Genomic DNA, 17556 nt, shown 5'->3' with positions numbered 1-17556 from the left:
GAGCCACCGGATGCCGAGCGCGCTCGCAAGGCGGAGGGTCGTCCTCGTAGTGGGTCTACGTGGACGATCCCGACAACGCAGCGAGCGTGCGTGCCAGGCGTCGCGAGCCAGGAGGGACTTTGCGGACACGCCCTAGGGGCGGCTGCCGTCTGCCGCCCCCTGTCGCGACAGGCAGCCGGTGGATTGTCAGTGGTGCGTGGGAGAGTGGGCGGGCAACGGGGGAAGTACCACCGAAGGAGGCCGCATGAGCGAGCGTAGCGAGGATTCGGCATGAGCTGGCATCAGGAGCTGTTGGTCAGCTTCGACCTGGAGACCACGGGCACCGATGTCGAGCGGGACCGCATCGTCACCGCCGCGCTGATCCGGTTGGAGGGGGACGGCAGTGCGGTCGGGCAGCAGAGCTGGCTGCTCGACCCGGGGGTCCCGATCCCCGAGGAAGCGGCGGCCATTCACGGCATTTCCACCGCATATGTCCAAGAACACGGCCGCCCGCCGGCGACCGCCGTAGAGGAAATCACCGAGGCGCTGGCCGATGCCCTGCGCGCGGACATCCCGCTGGTGGTGATGAATGCCCGGTATGACCTCTCCCTCCTGGACCGCGAGTGCCGGCGCCACGGCCTGCGGACGCTGACCGAACGTCTCGGACACGCCCCCGCGCCGGTCATCGATCCCCTCGTCCTGGACAAGCATGTGGACCGCTACCGCAAGGGGAAGCGCGCACTGCAGGCGCTCTGCGGCCACTACGGCGTCCGGCTGGACGGTGCCCACGAGGCGGGCGCCGACGCGGCGGCAGCGGCCGGGGTCGCCCGGCGTATCGGGGAGACGTACCCGGCCGTCGCCCTCCCCTCGCCCCGTGCGCTGCATGACCTCCAGGAGAAGGCCGCCGCCGAACAGGCCGCCTCGTTCCAGGCGTATTTGCGGCGCTCCGGCCGGCCACAGGCGATAGTCGAGCAGGCCTGGCCCCTGATTCCGTACCAGGCCGGAGCCGGGGCCGAGGCCTGAGCGGGAGTCTCAGAAGGGATACCACCGCACCGTCGCGTCCTTGTCGCGCAGCGAGGCGATCCGGCGCCGGAACTCCTTGAGCGCCGCCGGGTTTCCGGGCGCGTGCTGGGACACCCAGGCGCAGCTGGCCGTCTCCCGGGACCCGCGGAGTACGGCGCAGCCCTCCCAGTCCCGTACGTCCCAGCCGTAAACGGACACGAAGGTGTCATACGCGTCCGGCGACAGGCCATAGCGGTCCCGGCTCAGCGCCATGACGACCAGATCGTGTTCCCGCAGATCGAAGGAGAAGGTTTCCAGGTCGACCAGCACCGGCCCGTCGGGCCCGACATGAACGTTGCGGGTCAGTGCGTCGCCGTGGATGGGGCCGCGGGGCAGATGCGGTTCCAGGGCCGTGGCGGCCGCGGCGAACGCGTCCCGCCGCCCGCGCAGATACTCCGCGTCGGGCGCCGACACGGCGTCGCCGGCCAGGCGCAGCCACCGCTCGACGCCACCGAGCAGTTCGCGCCGCGGCAGCGCGAACGGCGGCTCCGGCAGCGCATGGACCAGCTTCAGCAGGGCGGCGAGATCGTCCGGCCCGGCCGGCCGGGCCGCCTCCGGCAGCCGATGCCAGTAGGTGACGGGATGCCCGTCGGCCAAGGTGGCCACGGGCTCCGCGGCCCGTACGGCCGGCACTCCCTCGGCCGCCAGCCACCCCGCCACCGCCAGTTCCCGCTCGGCCCGCTCCAGGAGTTCGGCGCTGCGGCCCACCCGCACCACCGGCCCGTTGTCGCCGAGGGCGAAGACGGCGTTCTCGCCGAGCGAGAGCAGCACCGCGTCGGCTGCCGCATCGGGCCGGCCGGCCGAGGCCAGTACGTCCCGGGCGCGCGCTTCCGTGAAGGCGGCGGGGCTCGGTGCGGTCATCGGGTGCCTCCTGGGGTACGGGTACCTCCTGCGGTGCGTGAACGTGACCAGTTTCGCAGGTCCGCGGGCGTGGCCCGGAAGACCTCCCGGGCGGGGAGACCCGTCGGGGAACCGGGGCGGGGCCTTGACGGGATGTGGCCGCCGTCACGACGATGACGGCGGCCGGGGAGGGGGGAGCGGCGAGGGGCGGCTGGGACCGACCCGGCAGGACCAGGACAAGACCGGGCAAGACCGGGAGCGGTCGGAAGTGACCGGAAGCGACCGGAAGTAGTCGGGAACCACCGGGGACCGACCGGAAGCGGCCCACAACGGCCGACGGGGGAGAGACGGGGAAGAGGGGACGGGGACGGGATGGCAGAGGCGCCCACCGCGGGGGCACACGTCGGCGGACCGGCCGGGCCGCGCCCCGGGGAGTTGCTGCCGTGACCCTGGCGACCGCGCCACGGCGGTCCCCCGCGGCGGCCGTGGACCGCGCCGCCCGGACCCGCCGCGCTCAGGGTGCCTGGTTCCTCGTCCTGCCCGCCCTGATCCCGATCCTGGTCCTGAGCGCGGGCCCGCTGCTCTACGGCATCGGGCTGGCGTTCACCGACGCCCAGTCCGGCCGGACCCGGGCCACCCGCTTCGTGGGGCTGCTGAACTTCTCCGATCTGTTCCACGACACCCTGTTCTGGGACTCCTTCCGGATCGGGCTGGTCTGGGCCTTCGGGGTCACCGTCCCACAGTTCTTCCTCGCCCTCGGCCTCGCCCTGCTGCTCCACCGCCCGCTGCGGCTGCGCTGGTTGGCCCGGGCGCTGGCGGTCATCCCGTGGGCGATGCCGGAGGTGGTCGTCGGCATCATGTGGCGGCTGGTCTACCACCCGGACGCCGGCATCCTGAACGAGACACTGCGCAGCCTCGGTCTGTCCGGAGCGGGCGGTGGCCGGGACTGGTTGAGCGGTCTGGCCACCGCCCTGCCCGCGGTCATCGTCGTCGGCATCTGGGCCGGGATGCCCCAGACCACGGTCACCCTCCTGGCCGGCCTCCAGAACGTGCCCCGCGAACTGCACGAGGCCGCGGCCATGGACGGCGCGGGCGCCTGGCGCCGCTTCCGTACGGTCACCTGGCCGGCGCTGAGACCCATCGCACTCGCCGTCACCGCGCTGAACTTCCTCTGGAACTTCAATTCCTTCGCCCTGGTCTTCGTGCTGACCGACGGCGGGCCCGGCGGCCGGACCCGCCTGCCGATGCTCTTCGCGTACGAAGAAGCCTTCCGCTACGGGCAGTTCGGCTATGCCGCCGCGATGGGCCTGGCCATGGTCGCGGTGGTCTCGGTCCTGCTGGCGGTCTATCTGGCCGGCCGGCTGAAGGGGGACGACGACCGGTGAGCGACAGGGAGACCGGCGGTACGGGAAACGTTCCCACCGCCCGGCGACACACGGCCACCACCCGCCCCCGCCGGCGGAACACCGTTCCCACAGGCCGCCGCATCACCACCCGCCCCCGCCGGCCGAACACCGCCCCCACCGCCCGGCGCACCGCCACCCGCACCGGCCGGTACGCCGCCCTCGTCGCCTATCTCGCCTTCCTCGCCTTCCCGTTCCTCTGGCTGATCTCCACCGCCTTCAAGCCCCCGCGTGAACTCGGCAGCATCCACCCCACCTGGATACCCGAGGCGCCCACCCTGGAGAACTTCCGGCAGGCCTTCACCCAACAGCCACTACTGACGGCCGCCGGCAACAGCCTGCTGGCCGCGGCGGTCTCCGCGCTGATCGCGATCGTGCTGGCGACTCCGATGGCGTACGTCCTGGCACGCTCCCGCCGCCGCCTCTCGCGGGCTGCCACCGGCTGGGTCGTGATCAGCCAGGCCTTTCCGCTGGTACTGGTGATCATCCCGCTCTTCCTGATCCTGAAGGGTCTCCATCTGGTGGACTCCCGGATCGGTTTGACCACGGTCTATGTGGTCTGGTCGCTGCCGTTCGCCCTGTGGATGCTGACCGGCTATGTCCGCGCCGTACCACCCGAGTTGGAGGAGGCCGCGGCCGTGGACGGCGCCGGCCGGCTCCGTACGCTCGTCTCGGTCACCGCACCGCTGCTCGCGCCGGGCATCGTCGCCACCGCGCTGTTCGCCTTCATCACCGCCTGGAACGAATTCTTCTTCGCCCTGGTCCTGCTCAAGTCGCCCGGGAAGCAGACGCTGCCGGTCGTCCTCACCCACTTCCTCGGGGCGGAGGGCGTCGCCGACCTCGGTCCGCTCGCCGCCGCCGCACTCCTCGCCACCCTCCCGAGCCTGCTCCTCTTCGCCGTCATCCAGCGGCGGATCACGGGCGGGATGCTCGCCGGGGCGGTGAAGAGCTGATGCGCCGCGACAGCACCCCCACGCCCTTGGCGCGCCTCAGCCGGCGGGGCCTGCTCGCGGCCGCCGCCGCTCTGCCCGCCGCGGGCCTGCTGCCGGGCTGTTCCGACGACCGGCGACGGCGCTCCTCCGGCGGCCGGATCACCCTGCGCTTCCAGTCCCTGGCCTGGCAGCGGGACTCCCTCAGGGCCACCAGGCAACTCGTCGACGCATGGAACGGCGAGCACCCCGAGGTCCAGGTGCAGTACGTCCAGGGAGCCTGGTCCACCGTCCACGACCAGTTGCTGACCTCCTTCGAGGGCGGCGAGGCGCCGGACATCATCCACGACGCCGCCGACGACCTCGCGGACTTCGCCTACGGCGGGAATCTCGCCGACCTCACCGCCCTCCTGCCACCGCGCCTGCGAAGCGACATCCCGCAGCACAGCTGGGAGACCGCCACCTTCGACGGCCGGGTGCACGGCGTCCCGTTCCTCCAGGAACCGCGGGTGCTGATCGCGAACCGCGCGAGGCTGCACCGGTCGGGCGTACGCATCCCGAATCCCGAACACCCCTGGACCTGGGCGGAATTCCGGGAGGCGGCGCAGCGACTGACCGGCGGCACCGGCCACGGCGTCGCCTGGCCGCTGAAGGAACCGGTCTCGGCAACTTTGAACCTCGCCCTGTCCACGGGCGGCCGGATGTTCCACCGCCGTCCGGACGGCACGGTGGAGGTCCGCTTCGACGCCGCCGACCAGGTGGTGCCGCGCACCATCCACGACCAGGTGAACGTGGACCGCAGTGCCTCCCGTACGACCCTGGGCATGGGCGGTTCCGACACCCTCCCGGGCTTCTTCGCCGGGCGTTATGCGATGGTGCCGCTCGGCTTCTCCTACCGTCAGCAGATCGCCCAGCAGGCGCCCGAGGGGTTCGACTGGACGGTGCTGCCCGCTCCCCGGGGTGCTGCCGCGGACCAGGGGGTGAGCCCGCAGACCCTGTCGATCGCCGAGGACTGCCCGCACAAGGAAGCGGCGATGGCCTTCATCGACTTCCTCATCCGCCCGCCGCACATGGTCCGGCTCGCCCTGGGGGACTGGCTGTTGCCGACGGGACGGGAAGCGCTCAGGGATCCGGCGCTCCGGGTCGCCCGGTACGACTGGGCAGCCGGCACCGCGCTGGCGGGCTCCCTGCGCTCCGCACCGGCTGGGTCCGTCCGCGGCTACCCGGAGTGGAAGGACAAGATCGCCACCCCTGGCCTGCAGGAGTACTACAGCGGCGCCATCGACCTGGACACCGTGCGAAGGCGCCTCGTCCAGGACGGCAATCTGGTCCTGGCCCGCTATCAGCGCTGAGAAGCGCCGCGTCTCCCAACTGGCCCTGGAACAAGTAGTGATGAGCGGGGTGAGCACTCTCATGACGAGCCTCACACCACGGACGAACGGCCATCGCCCGGAGGGTCGTCCATCCTGCCGTCACCCTCTATTGCGGCTGCGTAAACGGAGTTGAGTCGGTCCGGTTCAACTAGCCGTTCCTTTTGACCACTTCTGAAACCTTTCCCAATTCACCAGCCTTGTTGGCTATCTCACACGCTCTGGCGAGCCTTGAATTGAACTCATCAATCAGACAGGGTTTCGAACCAGTCCGGCGCAGATCTTCCGGTCTCGTCGGGCTATTGCGCAACGCTTTCCCCCCACACCACGAACGAGGAGAATCCTCGCAATGGCTCACAAGCGTTCCAGCAAGAAGCGGCTCGTCACGGCGATATCCGCCGCGGTAGCCGCCACTGGTATCGCCGCCGTCACCGCGGTCACCGCGGGTGCGTCGCCCGCCGCCGAAGGCAAGATCTACGGAGCCGAGGCCAAGGGCGCCGTGAACGGCAGCTACATCGTCATGCTCAAGAAGTCCGTGCACACCGCCGAGAGCGGTGACCTGGCGTCCAAGTACGGCGGCCAGGTCAAGCGGCAGTACTCCTCCGCTATCGACGGCTTCTCGGCCACCGGTCTGAGTGCGGAAGAGGCCAAGCAGCTCGCGGCCGACCCGTCCGTCGACAAGGTCGTGCAGAACAAGAAGTTCCACATCAACGAGAGCCAGGCCAACCCGCCGTCGTGGGGCCTGGACCGTATCGACCAGGCGGACACCAAGGGCGACAAGAAGTACACCTACCCCGACGCCGCGGGCGAGGGTGTCACCGCCTACGTCATCGACACCGGAATCCACATCAGCCACAAGGACTTCGGCGGCCGCGCGTCGTACGGCTTCAACGCCATCGACAAGGGCGGCAAGGCCGAGGACGACAACGGTCATGGCACCCACGTGGCCGGCACCATCGCCGGTACCGAGCACGGTGTCGCCAAGAAGGCCAAGGTCGTGGCCGTCAAGGTCCTCGACGGCCAGGGCTCCGGCACCACGGAGCAGGTCGTCGCGGGCATCGACTGGGTCACCAAGAACCACAAGGGCCCCTCGGTCGCCAACATGTCGCTCGGCGGCGGTGTCGACGAGGCGCTGGACACGGCCGTGAAGAAGGCCATCGACGCCGGTGTCACCTTCGGTGTCGCGGCGGGCAACGAGAATTCCGACGCGGGCCAGAGCTCCCCGGCGCGCGTGAAGGACGCCATCACCGTGGCCTCCAGCACCAAGGACGACCAGCAGTCCGACTTCTCCAACTTCGGCAGCGCGGTGGACCTTTACGCCCCCGGTTCCGACATCACCTCGGACTGGAACGACGGCGCCACCAAGACCATCTCCGGTACGTCCATGGCGACTCCGCACGTCGTGGGTGCTGCCGCGGTCTACCTGGCCGACCACAAGGACGCCAAGCCGGCCGACGTGGAGAAGGCCCTGACGGCCGGTGCCACGGAGGGCAAGATCAGCAACCCGAGCGAGGGTACGCCCAACAAGCTGCTGAAGGTCGTCAAGTAGTCACCTGACCTCCTCGGCTCCACCGCCGGCCGTCGCGCTCGCCCCCACGGGGCGCGACGGCCGGCGTCGTGGTGTTCCGGGGCGACGGTCGCCGTCGTGGTTGTTCTGGAGCCCGGCCGAGGGTGTGCGAGGGTGCAGGTGCGCGCGGTGAATCCGGACGGTGAACCGAACACGGCTGCGCGCCACAAGCACCGCTGGATAACCTCGTGTTGAGCCACGCCGGGCGGGGGCGAGGCGTACCTGTTCGGACCGACCCCGACCACACAATCGACCAGGACGGTGGTAGTCCGACGCCATGGCAGATCACGACCTGACCGGCTTCGACCGCGGCACCTTCACCCATGACGGCGCCACCCGCCGTATTCTGCGGCGCGGTACGGGGCCCGCGGTGATCGTGATGGCGGAAATTCCCGGTATCACGCCCAAGGTCCTGGCGTTCGCGGAACGGGTGGCCGCCCTCGGCTGCACGGCCGTGCTCCCGGTGCTGTTCGGCACGCCCGGCCGCGATGCCGACCCGGCGTCCGCCGGCCGGCTGAAGTCCGGGCTCTACACGGCCTCATCGCTGTGGAAGGTATGTGTGAGCCGGGAGTTCACCGTGCTGGCCACGGGAAAGTCCTCTCCCGTGGTCACGTGGCTACGGGCCCTGGCCGCGCACGAGCACCAGCGCTGCGGCGGCCCCGGCGTCGGAGCCGTCGGGATGTGCCTGACCGGCGGTTTCGCCCTGGCCATGGCGGCCGATGAGCGCCTTCTCGCCCCCGTGCTGTCCCAGCCGTCCCTGCCGCTGCCGCTCACCAGGAGCCGGGCCGCCGGCATCGATATCTCCGCCGAAGACCTGGCCGCCGTGCGGGGCCGCTGTGAGCGTGCGGACCTCCGGGTCATGGGGCTGCGGTTCCGCTCGGACCGGTTGGTGCCGGGCGACCGGTTCGCCTTCCTGCGCCGCGAACTCGGTGCCGCGTTCACCGCCGTCGAACTGGACGACGACGCCGCGAACCCCGATGCCGTGCTGCCGCCGCACTCCGTGCTGACCGAGCACCTCGTCGACGCACCAGGCCAGCCGACCCGCGCCGCGCTGGACGACGTACTCGACCTCTTCCGCACCCGCTTGCTCGCACCGCAGCACGGCGGGGAGGCGGCGGAAACTCCCGCCGCCCGGGAAGACGCATGACCCCGTGCTCCTCCGCGGGCTGACCCGCTCCTCCCGCACAGGGCCCTCGTCCTCGTCCTCGCCCTGGCACCTCCTGTGGGCAACTCCTCCGCGACCGTTCCCGTCCAACCTCGGCAATCCCTGACGGTCCCCGCTGGGTTATCCACAGGAGGGAGCCTCCGGAACCATTCGGCGTCTCCTCCCCCTACCGTCGGTGACATGCACGGAGGACTGCCGTTCATCGGCATCAGCACCTTGGTCTACGGCGTGATCGGACTGTTCACGGTCGTAGTCGGCGCGTTCCGCAAGACAGGGGGAGATCGAGTTGCACACCATCACCGTCATCGTGCCCGCTCACAACGAGGAGGAGGGGCTGCCGGCGACACTGGAGTCGCTGGCGCACCAAACGCTCCGGCCTGACCGGATCCTGGTCGTGGACGACGCCTCCACGGACCGTACGGGCGAGGTGGCAGCCTCACACGGCGTCACGGTCCTACGCCCGCCCCGCAATCTCGGCAGCAAGGCCAAAGCGCAGAACTACGCCCTTCCGCACTGCACCACCGACCTCGTCCTGGCCGTCGACGCGGACACCGTCCTCGCACCGGACTACATCGAGACCGTCCTGCCCGTCTTCGACGACCCGAGCGTCTCGGTAGCGGCAGGCACGGTCCGCACCCGCCATACCCGCACGATCTGGGAGCGCGGCCGCTCGACCGAGTACTTGTTCGGCTTCCATTGGCACCGCCCCATCCAGGCCCGCGCCAACAGCCCCATGGTGTGCTCGGGTTGCTGCTCCGTCTTCCGCCTCGACGATCTGACGGCCTTCGGCGGCTTCCCCGAACGGACCATCGTCGAAGACATGGATTTCACGTGGTCGCAGCAGATCGCGGGCAGACGCGCGGTCTACGTCTCGAACGCGGTCGCCCTGGCGGCCGACCCGGAAGACCTCACCTACCTCCGCAAACAGGTCTGGCGCTGGATGGCCGGCTTCTGCCAGAACGTCCGCCTCCACCTCGGCCGGCTGATCGTCCGCAAACCTCTCCTGGCCCTCTGGGTGCTGCTCGCCCTCCTGGAAATCCTCACCGCACCGCTCTGGTGGGCAACCCCCTTCGTGATCGCCGCGACGACGGACCAGCCACCCGCGCTCGCCTTCCTCTGGTGGGCCGGAGCCGAACTCCTGCTGACGACACCACCCCTCGTCTACGCCGCCCGCCGCCGCAAACTCCCGCTGCCCGGCGTGCTGCTGAACATCCCCTGCGTCTACGCCACCAAAGCCGTCAACCTCGTCTACGCCTGGAAGGCCCTCATCGTGGAGTTGCTACTGGTGCCACTACACCTCTCACGCGGGCTGACGGTCTACGAGAAGGGCCGGGCCGATACGGCGCCGGTGCGAACGGCACTCGCGGGCGGATAGCACCCGCGACGACTCCGACCGGAGTCACGGCGCTCACGGAGCGGCCCTCCTCGCAATCCCCGGCGTTCCAGGGGGCCAGGAGGGCCCGGCTCGCGGCGAGGTCTCGAACGGCGGCCGGCACGAGTGGCCCGGCGGGCGACAGCACCAGGGGGAGACCTCGCAGGGGCGGCGTTACCTGAGGTTGATCACCAGGCCGAAGTCGTTGCCCCGATGCCAGCCCGTGATGATCTTGGGGCTGCCGTGGGTGTGGTCGGCCCAGCCGTAGAAGTGCTCCCAGGTCACATCGTCGCCGTACCAGTGGTTGTAGTCCGTCTCCGCATACGCCTGGACGGCTTTGCCGTCGCGCTTGGTGTCCCAGAGGTAGAAGGCGCCGGAGACGTACGACCTGCCGTTGACCTTCTTGGTGCACTCCATGTACTTGGCGGCGCCGCCGGTGATGTGGATCTCCTTCCAGCCGGAGCACTTGTTGGCTGCGGCCTTCATGCTCCCGGCGGACGGCGCCGACGGAGCGGCCTGGGCGGCGGTCGCGGCCGGTGCGGCAGCGAGGCCGCCCGCCAGGGCCAGTCCGGCGGCTGCGAGAGCGATGCGCTTGCGTGACATCACGGTCGATCCCTTCCGTCGGCCGGCGGACGGTCCCCCCGTTGGGACCCCCTGGCCCGCCGGCACCACACCACCGTGCCCGGCCGCCCCGGCCCGCCCCCATGGTCTCGGGGCAAGTGACGTCCTCCTGGGATCCCACCCTTGTGACCTGCTAAGACGTCGTCGGGGGTGGGACGGGAAGGGAGTGGCGCAGCAAGCTGAGAGGTTCCGCTGGGGGGAAGAATGGTGGGCCTGACGTTGCCGGCTAACGGTGGGGGCGGGGTTCGGCCTGGCGCCGGGTGGCGTGGAGGGAGCCGAGGAGGTGGAGGGCCTGGGCGCTGGGGCTGCCTGGTTCGGCGTGGTAGATGACGAGTTGCTGGCCCGGGGCGTCGCGCACGTCGAAGGCCTGATAGGTGAGAGTGAGGGGGCCGACGCCCGGGTGGAGGAGGTGCTTGGCGTTCTGGGTCTTGCCGCGCACGGTGTGGGAGTTCCAGAGACGGGTGAAGTCCGCGCTGTGCTCGGTGAGGGTACGGACGAGTTCGCGCAGCCGTGGATTGTCCGGCTCGAACCCGGCTGCCTGGCGCAGGTTGGCGACGGTGGCCTGGGCCGCCCGGTTCCAGTCCGTGTAGAAGTGCCGGCTCGCGGGGTCGAGGAAGGTCATACGGGCCAGATTGTCCGCGGGGCGGAACGGAGCGTAGAGGGCATCGGTCAGGGCGTTGGCGGCGAGAAGGTCCATGGCCCGGCTCATGACGAATGCCGGCGTGTTCGGATAGCCGTCCATCAACTGGCGCAGCGCCGGACTGACCCGCTCGGCGGCGTGCTCCGACGGCTGGTCGCCAGGGGGGACCGCGGCCAGCCGGTGCAGGTGTGCTCGGGCGTCCGCGTCGAGGTGCAGCGCGCGGCTGAGGGCGTCGAGTACCTGGGGTGAGGGGCGGCGCTCGCGTCCTTGTTCCAGGCGGGTGTAGTAGTCGGCGTTCACGCCGGCCAGGACGGCGACCTCCTCACGGCGCAGCCCGGCGACCCGGCGAGTCCCGTAACTCGCCATGCCGACCTCCTCCGGCTGCAGACCGGCGCGACGTGCGCGCAGGAAGTCTCCCAGGTGGTTGTCGTCCATGGGCTCAGGCTAGGCGGCGGCGCCGGTGTGCTGCCTGGGTGTGTTGCACCCAGGCAGCACATGTCCTGGTGTGCGGCCGCTGTCCTGCCCGGACTCGGTGGACCAGAAGGAATGCGGAGCAGCCGAGGAGAGGAGTCCGCCATGGCCGGGACTGCCGATGACGACACCGTCGACGTGGTCGGAATGTGGGTGACCGCTGATGGCCACATCCGTCAGAAGCTGCGGCCTGACGGTCGCTACGACGAGGCGCGCGGCGAGCGGCGCAGCGCGTACACGGGCCGGTACGCGGTGACCGGCAGCCACCCGCCCGGTACGAGGACGCCCCTCCGCCTTGCGCCCTAGTTCCACCGCCGGATGTGGCCGAGCGCTTCACGTCATAACCTCGCCGCATGACCTCAGTTGACTCTCGCCCCAGCGGCCCCCGCAGCCCGGAGCAGCGCAAGCGCGAGGCGCTGGAACGGCTCGCGCGGGACAACGACGTATGGGTCGCCACGGCCGACAGCACCGGTGAGCCGTGCCTCGTTCCGCTTGCTTTCTGGTGGGACGGCGAAGTGGTGTGGCTGTCCACCCGCGACACCAACCCGACCGGGCGAAACCTGTGCGCCTCGGGCCGGGTTCGGCTCTCCTTCGGCCACACCCGCGACGTGGTCCTCGTCCACGGCACCGCGCGCATGCTGACCCGCGAGGAGCTTCCGACGGAGGTGGGCGACGCCTTCGCCGCCAAGGACGGCTGGGACCCTCGCCAGGACCACCCGTCGTACGTCTTCTTCCAGGTCACCCCGGAGGTGCTGCAGGCGTGGGGAACGGTTCCTGAGATGGCCGAACGCACCCTGATGCGCGACGGGAAGTGGCTGGTCTAGGGCGTATCCCGCACTGGTCACCGCTGGTCGTTGATGGCCGCGGCCGGCACGGTCGCTTCATGGCGGACCGTGAGCTGGTCGTATCCGGTGGCCATGGACCGGGGCCTTGTCTCCTCGCTCACAGTGGCCTCGATGCCGTGGCCGCGCCGGCGCGGGGCGTGGGTCACCCTCTTCTGCGCCGCAGGATCGTCCACGATCAGCGGAGCCCGGGTCATGGGCGTACTTGTTTCTCTCCGGCCTGCGAGTTGAGCCCCAAGGAAACGGTATGAATCATCCCAAAGCGTGTGACCGAGCCGCTGATGGCCATCTTGAACGGACAGTGTGACGCGCCGTTCCCCGCGCAGCGTCACTGTCACCGCCTCGGTCGAGGACGCTCGCGGCAGCGTCATCGGCGTGCGTCCTGCCGGTTCTGCCGGTTCGGCTGGGCCCAGGCCTGCGTCGGTCGGATACATGGGGCCGGCAGGTCGCGATCGGGGGAGAAGGGGACTGTTCCTGAGCACCAGGGGCCACAGTCGCCATAAGTATTCTATAGTGTCTCTATGGCATCGACGACGATTCAGGTCCTGCGGGAGACCCGTGATCATCTGGCGGAGCTCGCCAAGGAGCGCGGCGTGAGCATCGGCCAGCTGGTCGAAGCGCTTGCCGCGGAGCAGCCGACGGCGGCACAGCGGGCAGAGCGGCTGGCCGCCGACCGGGAGGTCGTTCGCCGCATGATGGGTGTGGATATCCGCGACGAGGAGTTCGAGCAGGCGCCCGACGTGCTCGCCAACATCTACAAGATCGCTGCCGGGAAGGTCCGCGCCGACAAGGGCACCGCGGCGTGATCATCCTCGACACGAGTGCGGTCAGGGCGCTCGCCGACGGCCACAAGACGCTGAACCTCCTGGCCGGCAATATGGCGAAAACACCCGGCGAACGCCTCAGCATCCCCGGCCTGTGCCTGATGCAGGCAGAAGCTGCTGAAGAGGGCCTTTCGCAGCGCGTCCTCGCCTTGTCCTCTGTGGTGGTCGACAGCCTCGACACGATGGCTGCCGTCAGCGTCGGCACCATGATGCGTGACGGCTATGGCGGTCCGGACACCTGCCACGCCCTGTACTGCGCACTGCCACGTCCCGAGTTCACCGGCATGTCGATCCTGCTGACCGGCAACGAGGACGCCTACCCGCCCGGCGTGGTCGCCGTCGACATCGACTCACCCGGAATGCTGGGCTTCCACTGACAGGACTGTGCGGGCCAAGTGCCGACGGGCGCAACTGAGGCTGTGCGGCGGGCGCACACCTCTCGGTCCGCGACCAGATCTTCAACCTCCACGAGTCGCCCGAACGCGGCGGGGCGTACGCGATCCGCTGGGAGTTCACCGACACGGGAGAGGCCCTGGCGACGAGCGGTGCCGTCCCCGCCGACGGCTCACCCCCGTCCCTCCGCCTGCAGTGTCCCAACGACAGCCGCCTCTCTAGCGTCATCAGCACAGCCAACAGCCAACAGCCAACAGCCAACAGCCAACAGCCAACAGCCAACAGCGGGCAGCCAACGGACAACGGCGGGCCTCCGAGGCTGATCGCCGCAGTGCCGCGCTGACTTTGATCGGCGTCAAGTTGGGCGTGGCGCCCGCTCGGAGTGACCGGGATCGGGTGCGCGGACGGCTGTCGGCCGCCGCGCGCTGCAGGTTCGGTCCAGCCGGTGTGGCTTCCCTCAGAACGGCGGGATCTGTTCCGGTACGAGTCCCGCCTGACGGAGGAGGCCGTGCAGGTCGGTCTCGCCCCAGAATTCGACGATGCGGCCGTCGCGGAGCCGGTAGGTCTTGACGCCGGTCATGGTGAGGTCCCGGCCGGTGCGGTCGTGGGTGCAGGTCAGCGTGAAGGCGACGGTGACACGGTCGTCGGCCGCGAAGAGGTCATCCACCTGGACGCGGCAGTGGGACAGGCCCGGGGTCAGCACGGACTGTTCGGGGTAATGCCGTGCCGGTGCCGGCCGCGTGGCGGGCGATGAGTTCGCGCCGGTCCGGGAGCCAATACGGGTGCAGGCTGATTCCGCACCCGAAAGGCAGCATCATGAGCAAGCTGATCGTCACCGCATTCGTCACCCTGGACGGCGTCATGCAGGCCCCCGGCGGTAAGGGCGAGGACGTCGACGAAGGGTTCGAGCACGGTGGCTGGCAGGTTCCGTACGTCGACGACGACTTCATGGGACTGATGACGGAGGTCTTCGAGCGGACCGCCGATCATCTCCTGCTCGGCCGGAAGACCTACGACATCTTCGCCGCCCACTGGCCCCGCGTCACCGACGAGAACAACCCGATCGCCGTGAAGCTCAATGCCATGCCCAAGTACGTTGCCTCGCGCACCCGGAACAGCCTGGAGTGGAACAACTCCCATCTGCTGAAGCGCGACGGCGACGGCGACGTCGCCGACTCCGTCGCACAGCTCAAGGCGCAGCTGGACGGCGTGATCATGACGCAGGGCAGCAGCGACCTCATCCACACCCTGCAGCGGCACGACCTCGTCGACGAGTACCGGCTGCTCGTCAACCCCGTGATCATCGGCACCGGCAAGCGGCTCTTCACCGAGGGCGCCGCCCCCGCCGCCTGGACGCTCACGGAATCCCGCACCACCGGCGTGGGGGTGCAGTACTGCGCCTACGAAAAGGCGGGGAAGCCCGCATACGGATCCTTCATGCTGGACGAGCAGGACTGACGGCGCTCGACACGCACCTCGTCGCGGCCGGTTCGCGACCCGCGGGTCCCGCCTCAGCTTCGTACGCGGCCGGCCAGCAGGGTGCCCGCGGTGGCCAGGACCAGTCCGCCGAGGGTCAGCGGGCCGAGATGCTGGCCGAGCAGCAGGGCGGCGAAGCCGGCCGTGACCATGGGCACCAGGTAGAAGAGGCTGCTCACCTGGCTGGTGCCGTGGCGTTGCAGGAGCCCGTAGAGCAGGCCGACGCCGACGATCGAGTTGATGAGCGCCGCCCACAGCAGCACCGGCCAGTAGTCGGCGGTGAAGGTGACGTCGAATCCTTCGGCGAACAGCGCGGGCAGCAACGCGGCGACGGCGGCGGCCAGCAGCTGTACGGCGTTGCCGGAGACCGGTTCCATGCCGCGGCAGAACCGCTTCTGGTAGACGGTGCCGACCGAGATGCCGAGGAGTGCCAGGACGACGAAGCCGAGGCCGGCGAGGTAGCCGGCGTCGAAGTGGAGCCCTTCGCCGACCGCGAGCGCGACTCCGCCGAGCCCCAGCACGAGGCCCAGGCACTGGCCACGGGTGACGCGTTCGTGCAGGACGGGGACGGCGATCAGCGAGGCCGTCAGCGGGTAGAGCGCGATGATCAGTGCGGCGAGCCCGGACGGGACGCCGAGGTCCATGCCGGCGTAGATGCTGGAGAACTGGACGGCCTGCACCAGGACACCGGCGACGGCGAGATGCGCCAGCAGCCGGCCGCGGGGTAATGCGCGCCGGCTGACCAGGGCGATGACCAGAAGAATCGCTCCGGCGAGGGCGAAGCGCAGGGCCGCGAAGGTGTAGGGGGCACAGTGGCGCAGGCCGAGTTTGCCGGAGATGAAGCCGGAGCTCCAGACCAGTACGAGGGCGACGCGGGCCAACAGGTCGGCGCGGCCGGGGCCGGTTGGTGCGGCGGTGGCCGCGCTCGTGAGCGCGCTCGTGGTCGTGCTCGTGCCGGTCGTCGCGCACGTGGCCGGGGACGGGGCGGAAGGCGGGGCGACTTCGGTGGGGTTCAGCTGCATGGCATGTCCTGATCTCTTGGCGCCGCTCGATCTCTGGTTGCCGCTCGCGGGTTCGCCGGAGCAGAGCTCTGTACGTTAAAACGCACAGTAGTGCAGAATAAGGTTCACCGTGGACCAAGCGGGGGATTCCATGCGGGGTGTTGCAGGCGCAGGCGCAGGCGCAGGCGCAGGCGCAGGCAAGGTACGGGCGGGCGCAGGCGCAGGCAGGCATGGGGCAGGAACAGCCGGGAGAGGGCTGGAGGTGCAGCGTCCGGAACGGCGCACGAGACAGCCGGGGCGCCTCAGGTGCCCCGGCTCACCACCGGTCCGTCCCGTCTACGGGTGCGAAGCCGTCAGTAGAGGCTGGAGAAGAGCAGCGCGACCATCCGTGCGGGCTTGTCGGTGTCGTTGCGGAAGGAGTGCGGATAACCCGCCGACCAGCGCGCGCAGTCCCCGGTCCGCAGGGTGTGGTCGACGCCGTTGTACCGGGTCACCAAGGTGCCCTCGGTCACGATGATCAGGTCCGTGCCCTCGTGCTGAAGGTCCTCGCCCAGCGCGCTGTGCGGGGCGAAGTCCCCCTGGACCACCTGGTACCCCAACTCCGGTGCGCGCAGGACCCGATAGGTGATGCCGGGCGCGCGCTCGATCACCGGCTGTTCACCGAACGGGAACAGGGAGGGCGCCGCCTGGCCGGGTGAGAAGCCGAGGAACGACCCCACGTTGTGCCCGAACACCTTCGCCAGCCGGCCCAGCCGCTCCAGCGCGATATCGGTCTCACCCCGCTCCAGCGAAGCCAGGAACGAGACCGAAAGGCCGCATTCCGCCGCAACCTGACGCAGCGACATGCCCCGCTGGGTCCGCAGCCGGCGCAGGACCTCCCCCGGAGCCGGAAAGCCCAGTTCGGGGTCCGTGCGGTGGGTTGCCGGATGCGTCGGGGAGTCCGGGGCGGTCATGGCCGCATCCTAGTCGAGCGCGTCAGGCGTCCCGTTTTGCTTGCTCTCCTCCTTGGTGCCGGCGGCAGGTCTTCTCTGCGGTGCCGACGGCAGGTCTTCGCGGCGCTCCTGTTCACTTCGGTGTGGCTGCAGTCGGGCCTCGGCCTCGGCCCGGTACGCGCGGGGCTGGCCCTGATGCCGCTGGCCCTCGCCTCCTTCGCCACCTCACTGATCGCGGGGCGGACCCTGCACGGCAGGTCGCCCCGCCTCGTCGTCGGCGCCGGGCTGCTGCTGAGCGGTATCGGCTGTGCCCTGCAGAGCGGTCTCGACGCCACGTCCACCGCGAGTTCCGTGGCGCTCGGCCTCGCCGTCACCGGCATCGGTATGGGCGTGATGGGCCCGGCCATGGCGGGGGCGGTATTCGCCGCCGTACCCGCCGACCGCGGCGGCATGGCGGCCGGGGCGATGACGACCTTCCGCCAGCTCGGCCCGACCCTGTGCATCGCCGTCTACGGCGTCCTCTTCCCCACGGGTTCCGGCACCGCACCGGCCGAGGGCCTGAACCGGGTGTACGTCGCCGCCGCGGCCGTCGGCCTGATCGGCGCGGCCCTCGCCTATGCCTTCGTGCCAGAACCCGCGCCAGTGCCGACCGGCTAGTACCCCTGTCGG

The 17556-nt window shown here is 70.2% G+C and carries 19 protein-coding genes and 1 pseudogene; 13 read left to right on the top strand and 7 right to left on the bottom strand.

What is annotated here, in order from left to right:
• The first annotated feature begins 270 nt into the window (after positions 1 to 270).
• A complete protein-coding gene (locus ABZ851_RS29180; RefSeq protein WP_361133605.1) occupies positions 271 to 1002 on the top strand; it encodes an exonuclease domain-containing protein in 732 nt (243 codons plus the stop codon).
• A gap of 9 nt (positions 1003 to 1011) precedes the next feature.
• On the opposite strand, the gene ABZ851_RS29175 is transcribed toward ABZ851_RS29180, so the two are convergent.
• Positions 1012 to 1902 carry an aminoglycoside phosphotransferase family protein gene (locus ABZ851_RS29175; protein WP_361133602.1) on the bottom strand — a complete coding sequence of 297 codons (891 nt, stop codon included), beginning with the start codon at positions 1900 to 1902 and terminating at the stop codon, positions 1012 to 1014.
• A gap of 422 nt (positions 1903 to 2324) precedes the next feature.
• Here ABZ851_RS29175 and ABZ851_RS29170 point away from each other — a divergent pair, with 422 nt between their 5' ends.
• From ABZ851_RS29170 to ABZ851_RS29145, 6 genes are all read left to right on the top strand, one after another.
• The gene (locus tag ABZ851_RS29170; RefSeq protein ID WP_361133599.1) at positions 2325 to 3266 is read left to right on the top strand and encodes a sugar ABC transporter permease; all 942 of its coding nucleotides are present in this window, start codon (positions 2325 to 2327) and stop codon (positions 3264 to 3266) included.
• 101 nt (positions 3267 to 3367) lie between these two features.
• The gene (locus tag ABZ851_RS29165; protein ID WP_361133631.1) at positions 3368 to 4237 is read left to right on the top strand and encodes a carbohydrate ABC transporter permease; all 870 of its coding nucleotides are present in this window, start codon (positions 3368 to 3370) and stop codon (positions 4235 to 4237) included.
• A complete protein-coding gene (locus ABZ851_RS29160) occupies positions 4237 to 5565 on the top strand; it encodes an extracellular solute-binding protein (protein WP_361133596.1) in 1329 nt (442 codons plus the stop codon). Before ABZ851_RS29165 ends, ABZ851_RS29160 begins: the two co-directional genes overlap by 1 nt.
• 367 nt (positions 5566 to 5932) lie before the next feature.
• Complete coding sequence (locus tag ABZ851_RS29155; protein ID WP_361133592.1) at positions 5933 to 7132, top strand: S8 family serine peptidase; 1200 nt, start codon at positions 5933 to 5935, stop codon at positions 7130 to 7132.
• Between the two features lie 295 nt (positions 7133 to 7427).
• Positions 7428 to 8297: a dienelactone hydrolase family protein gene (locus ABZ851_RS29150; protein WP_361133589.1), complete on the top strand. Its 870-nt coding sequence runs from the start codon at positions 7428 to 7430 to the stop codon at positions 8295 to 8297.
• A gap of 304 nt (positions 8298 to 8601) precedes the next feature.
• Positions 8602 to 9690, top strand: a complete 1089-nt coding sequence (locus tag ABZ851_RS29145) for a glycosyltransferase (protein ID WP_093491543.1) — start codon at positions 8602 to 8604, stop codon at positions 9688 to 9690.
• Between the two features lie 171 nt (positions 9691 to 9861).
• Here ABZ851_RS29145 and ABZ851_RS29140 read toward each other — a convergent pair whose 3' ends face one another.
• A complete protein-coding gene (locus ABZ851_RS29140; RefSeq protein WP_361133585.1) occupies positions 9862 to 10290 on the bottom strand; it encodes a hypothetical protein in 429 nt (142 codons plus the stop codon).
• A 244-nt stretch (positions 10291 to 10534) separates the two neighbouring features.
• Complete coding sequence (locus ABZ851_RS29135) at positions 10535 to 11383, bottom strand: helix-turn-helix transcriptional regulator (RefSeq protein WP_361133582.1); 849 nt, start codon at positions 11381 to 11383, stop codon at positions 10535 to 10537.
• 141 nt (positions 11384 to 11524) lie between these two features.
• On the opposite strand from ABZ851_RS29135, the pseudogene ABZ851_RS29130 reads away from it, so the two are divergent.
• A pseudogene (locus tag ABZ851_RS29130) lies at positions 11525 to 11686 on the top strand (Atu4866 domain-containing protein); the annotation flags it as partial.
• Between the two features lie 86 nt (positions 11687 to 11772).
• Positions 11773 to 12243: a pyridoxamine 5'-phosphate oxidase family protein gene (locus tag ABZ851_RS29125; RefSeq protein WP_361133579.1), complete on the top strand. Its 471-nt coding sequence runs from the start codon at positions 11773 to 11775 to the stop codon at positions 12241 to 12243.
• A 17-nt stretch (positions 12244 to 12260) separates the two neighbouring features.
• Here ABZ851_RS29125 and ABZ851_RS29120 read toward each other — a convergent pair whose 3' ends face one another.
• Positions 12261 to 12458, bottom strand: coding sequence for a hypothetical protein (locus ABZ851_RS29120; protein WP_361133576.1), 198 nt, complete (start codon positions 12456 to 12458; stop codon positions 12261 to 12263).
• Between the two features lie 324 nt (positions 12459 to 12782).
• Here ABZ851_RS29120 and ABZ851_RS29115 point away from each other — a divergent pair, with 324 nt between their 5' ends.
• Positions 12783 to 13067, top strand: coding sequence for a hypothetical protein (locus ABZ851_RS29115; RefSeq protein ID WP_311624087.1), 285 nt, complete (start codon positions 12783 to 12785; stop codon positions 13065 to 13067).
• Positions 13064 to 13462, top strand: coding sequence for a hypothetical protein (locus ABZ851_RS29110; protein WP_361133573.1), 399 nt, complete (start codon positions 13064 to 13066; stop codon positions 13460 to 13462). Before ABZ851_RS29115 ends, ABZ851_RS29110 begins: the two co-directional genes overlap by 4 nt.
• A gap of 473 nt (positions 13463 to 13935) precedes the next feature.
• Here ABZ851_RS29110 and ABZ851_RS29105 read toward each other — a convergent pair whose 3' ends face one another.
• Entirely contained in the window at positions 13936 to 14181 is a 246-nt protein-coding gene (locus tag ABZ851_RS29105) for an ester cyclase (RefSeq protein ID WP_361133570.1), read from the bottom strand.
• A gap of 113 nt (positions 14182 to 14294) precedes the next feature.
• On the opposite strand from ABZ851_RS29105, the gene ABZ851_RS29100 reads away from it, so the two are divergent.
• The gene (locus ABZ851_RS29100; protein WP_361133567.1) at positions 14295 to 14936 is read left to right on the top strand and encodes a dihydrofolate reductase family protein; all 642 of its coding nucleotides are present in this window, start codon (positions 14295 to 14297) and stop codon (positions 14934 to 14936) included.
• 53 nt (positions 14937 to 14989) lie between these two features.
• Here ABZ851_RS29100 and ABZ851_RS29095 read toward each other — a convergent pair whose 3' ends face one another.
• Complete coding sequence (locus ABZ851_RS29095; protein ID WP_361133564.1) at positions 14990 to 15976, bottom strand: DMT family transporter; 987 nt, start codon at positions 15974 to 15976, stop codon at positions 14990 to 14992.
• A gap of 332 nt (positions 15977 to 16308) precedes the next feature.
• Positions 16309 to 16908 (bottom strand): cupin domain-containing protein, encoded by a 600-nt coding sequence (locus ABZ851_RS29090; protein ID WP_361133561.1) that lies wholly within the window; start codon positions 16906 to 16908, stop codon positions 16309 to 16311.
• On the opposite strand from ABZ851_RS29090, the gene ABZ851_RS29085 reads away from it, so the two are divergent.
• The gene (locus ABZ851_RS29085) at positions 16882 to 17544 is read left to right on the top strand and encodes an MFS transporter (RefSeq protein ID WP_361133558.1); all 663 of its coding nucleotides are present in this window, start codon (positions 16882 to 16884) and stop codon (positions 17542 to 17544) included. The two genes, ABZ851_RS29090 and ABZ851_RS29085, sit on opposite strands and share 27 nt — an antisense overlap.
• Positions 17545 to 17556 lie beyond the last annotated feature (12 nt).

Source organism: Streptomyces sp. NPDC047049, from assembly GCF_040643995.1.
In the GTDB taxonomy this organism is placed as follows: Bacteria; Actinomycetota; Actinomycetes; order Streptomycetales; family Streptomycetaceae; genus Streptomyces; species Streptomyces mooreae.
This window is presented reverse-complemented; position numbering and strand designations above follow the sequence as displayed.

Coding starts and splice junctions, on each gene's coding strand:
- ABZ851_RS29180 (WP_361133605.1), top strand. CDS start 271: ATGAGCTGGCATCAGGAGCTGTTGGTCAGCTTCGACCTGGAGACCACG.
- ABZ851_RS29175 (WP_361133602.1), bottom strand. CDS start 1,902: ATGACCGCACCGAGCCCCGCCGCCTTCACGGAAGCGCGCGCCCGGGAC.
- ABZ851_RS29160 (WP_361133596.1), top strand. CDS start 4,237: ATGCGCCGCGACAGCACCCCCACGCCCTTGGCGCGCCTCAGCCGGCGG.
- ABZ851_RS29155 (WP_361133592.1), top strand. CDS start 5,933: ATGGCTCACAAGCGTTCCAGCAAGAAGCGGCTCGTCACGGCGATATCC.
- ABZ851_RS29150 (WP_361133589.1), top strand. CDS start 7,428: ATGGCAGATCACGACCTGACCGGCTTCGACCGCGGCACCTTCACCCAT.
- ABZ851_RS29140 (WP_361133585.1), bottom strand. CDS start 10,290: ATGTCACGCAAGCGCATCGCTCTCGCAGCCGCCGGACTGGCCCTGGCG.
- ABZ851_RS29135 (WP_361133582.1), bottom strand. CDS start 11,383: ATGGACGACAACCACCTGGGAGACTTCCTGCGCGCACGTCGCGCCGGT.
- ABZ851_RS29125 (WP_361133579.1), top strand. CDS start 11,773: ATGACCTCAGTTGACTCTCGCCCCAGCGGCCCCCGCAGCCCGGAGCAG.
- ABZ851_RS29120 (WP_361133576.1), bottom strand. CDS start 12,458: ATGACCCGGGCTCCGCTGATCGTGGACGATCCTGCGGCGCAGAAGAGG.
- ABZ851_RS29115 (WP_311624087.1), top strand. CDS start 12,783: ATGGCATCGACGACGATTCAGGTCCTGCGGGAGACCCGTGATCATCTG.
- ABZ851_RS29100 (WP_361133567.1), top strand. CDS start 14,295: ATGAGCAAGCTGATCGTCACCGCATTCGTCACCCTGGACGGCGTCATG.
- ABZ851_RS29095 (WP_361133564.1), bottom strand. CDS start 15,976: ATGCAGCTGAACCCCACCGAAGTCGCCCCGCCTTCCGCCCCGTCCCCG.
- ABZ851_RS29085 (WP_361133558.1), top strand. CDS start 16,882: ATGCGTCGGGGAGTCCGGGGCGGTCATGGCCGCATCCTAGTCGAGCGC.
- ABZ851_RS29090 (WP_361133561.1), bottom strand. CDS start 16,908: ATGACCGCCCCGGACTCCCCGACGCATCCGGCAACCCACCGCACGGAC.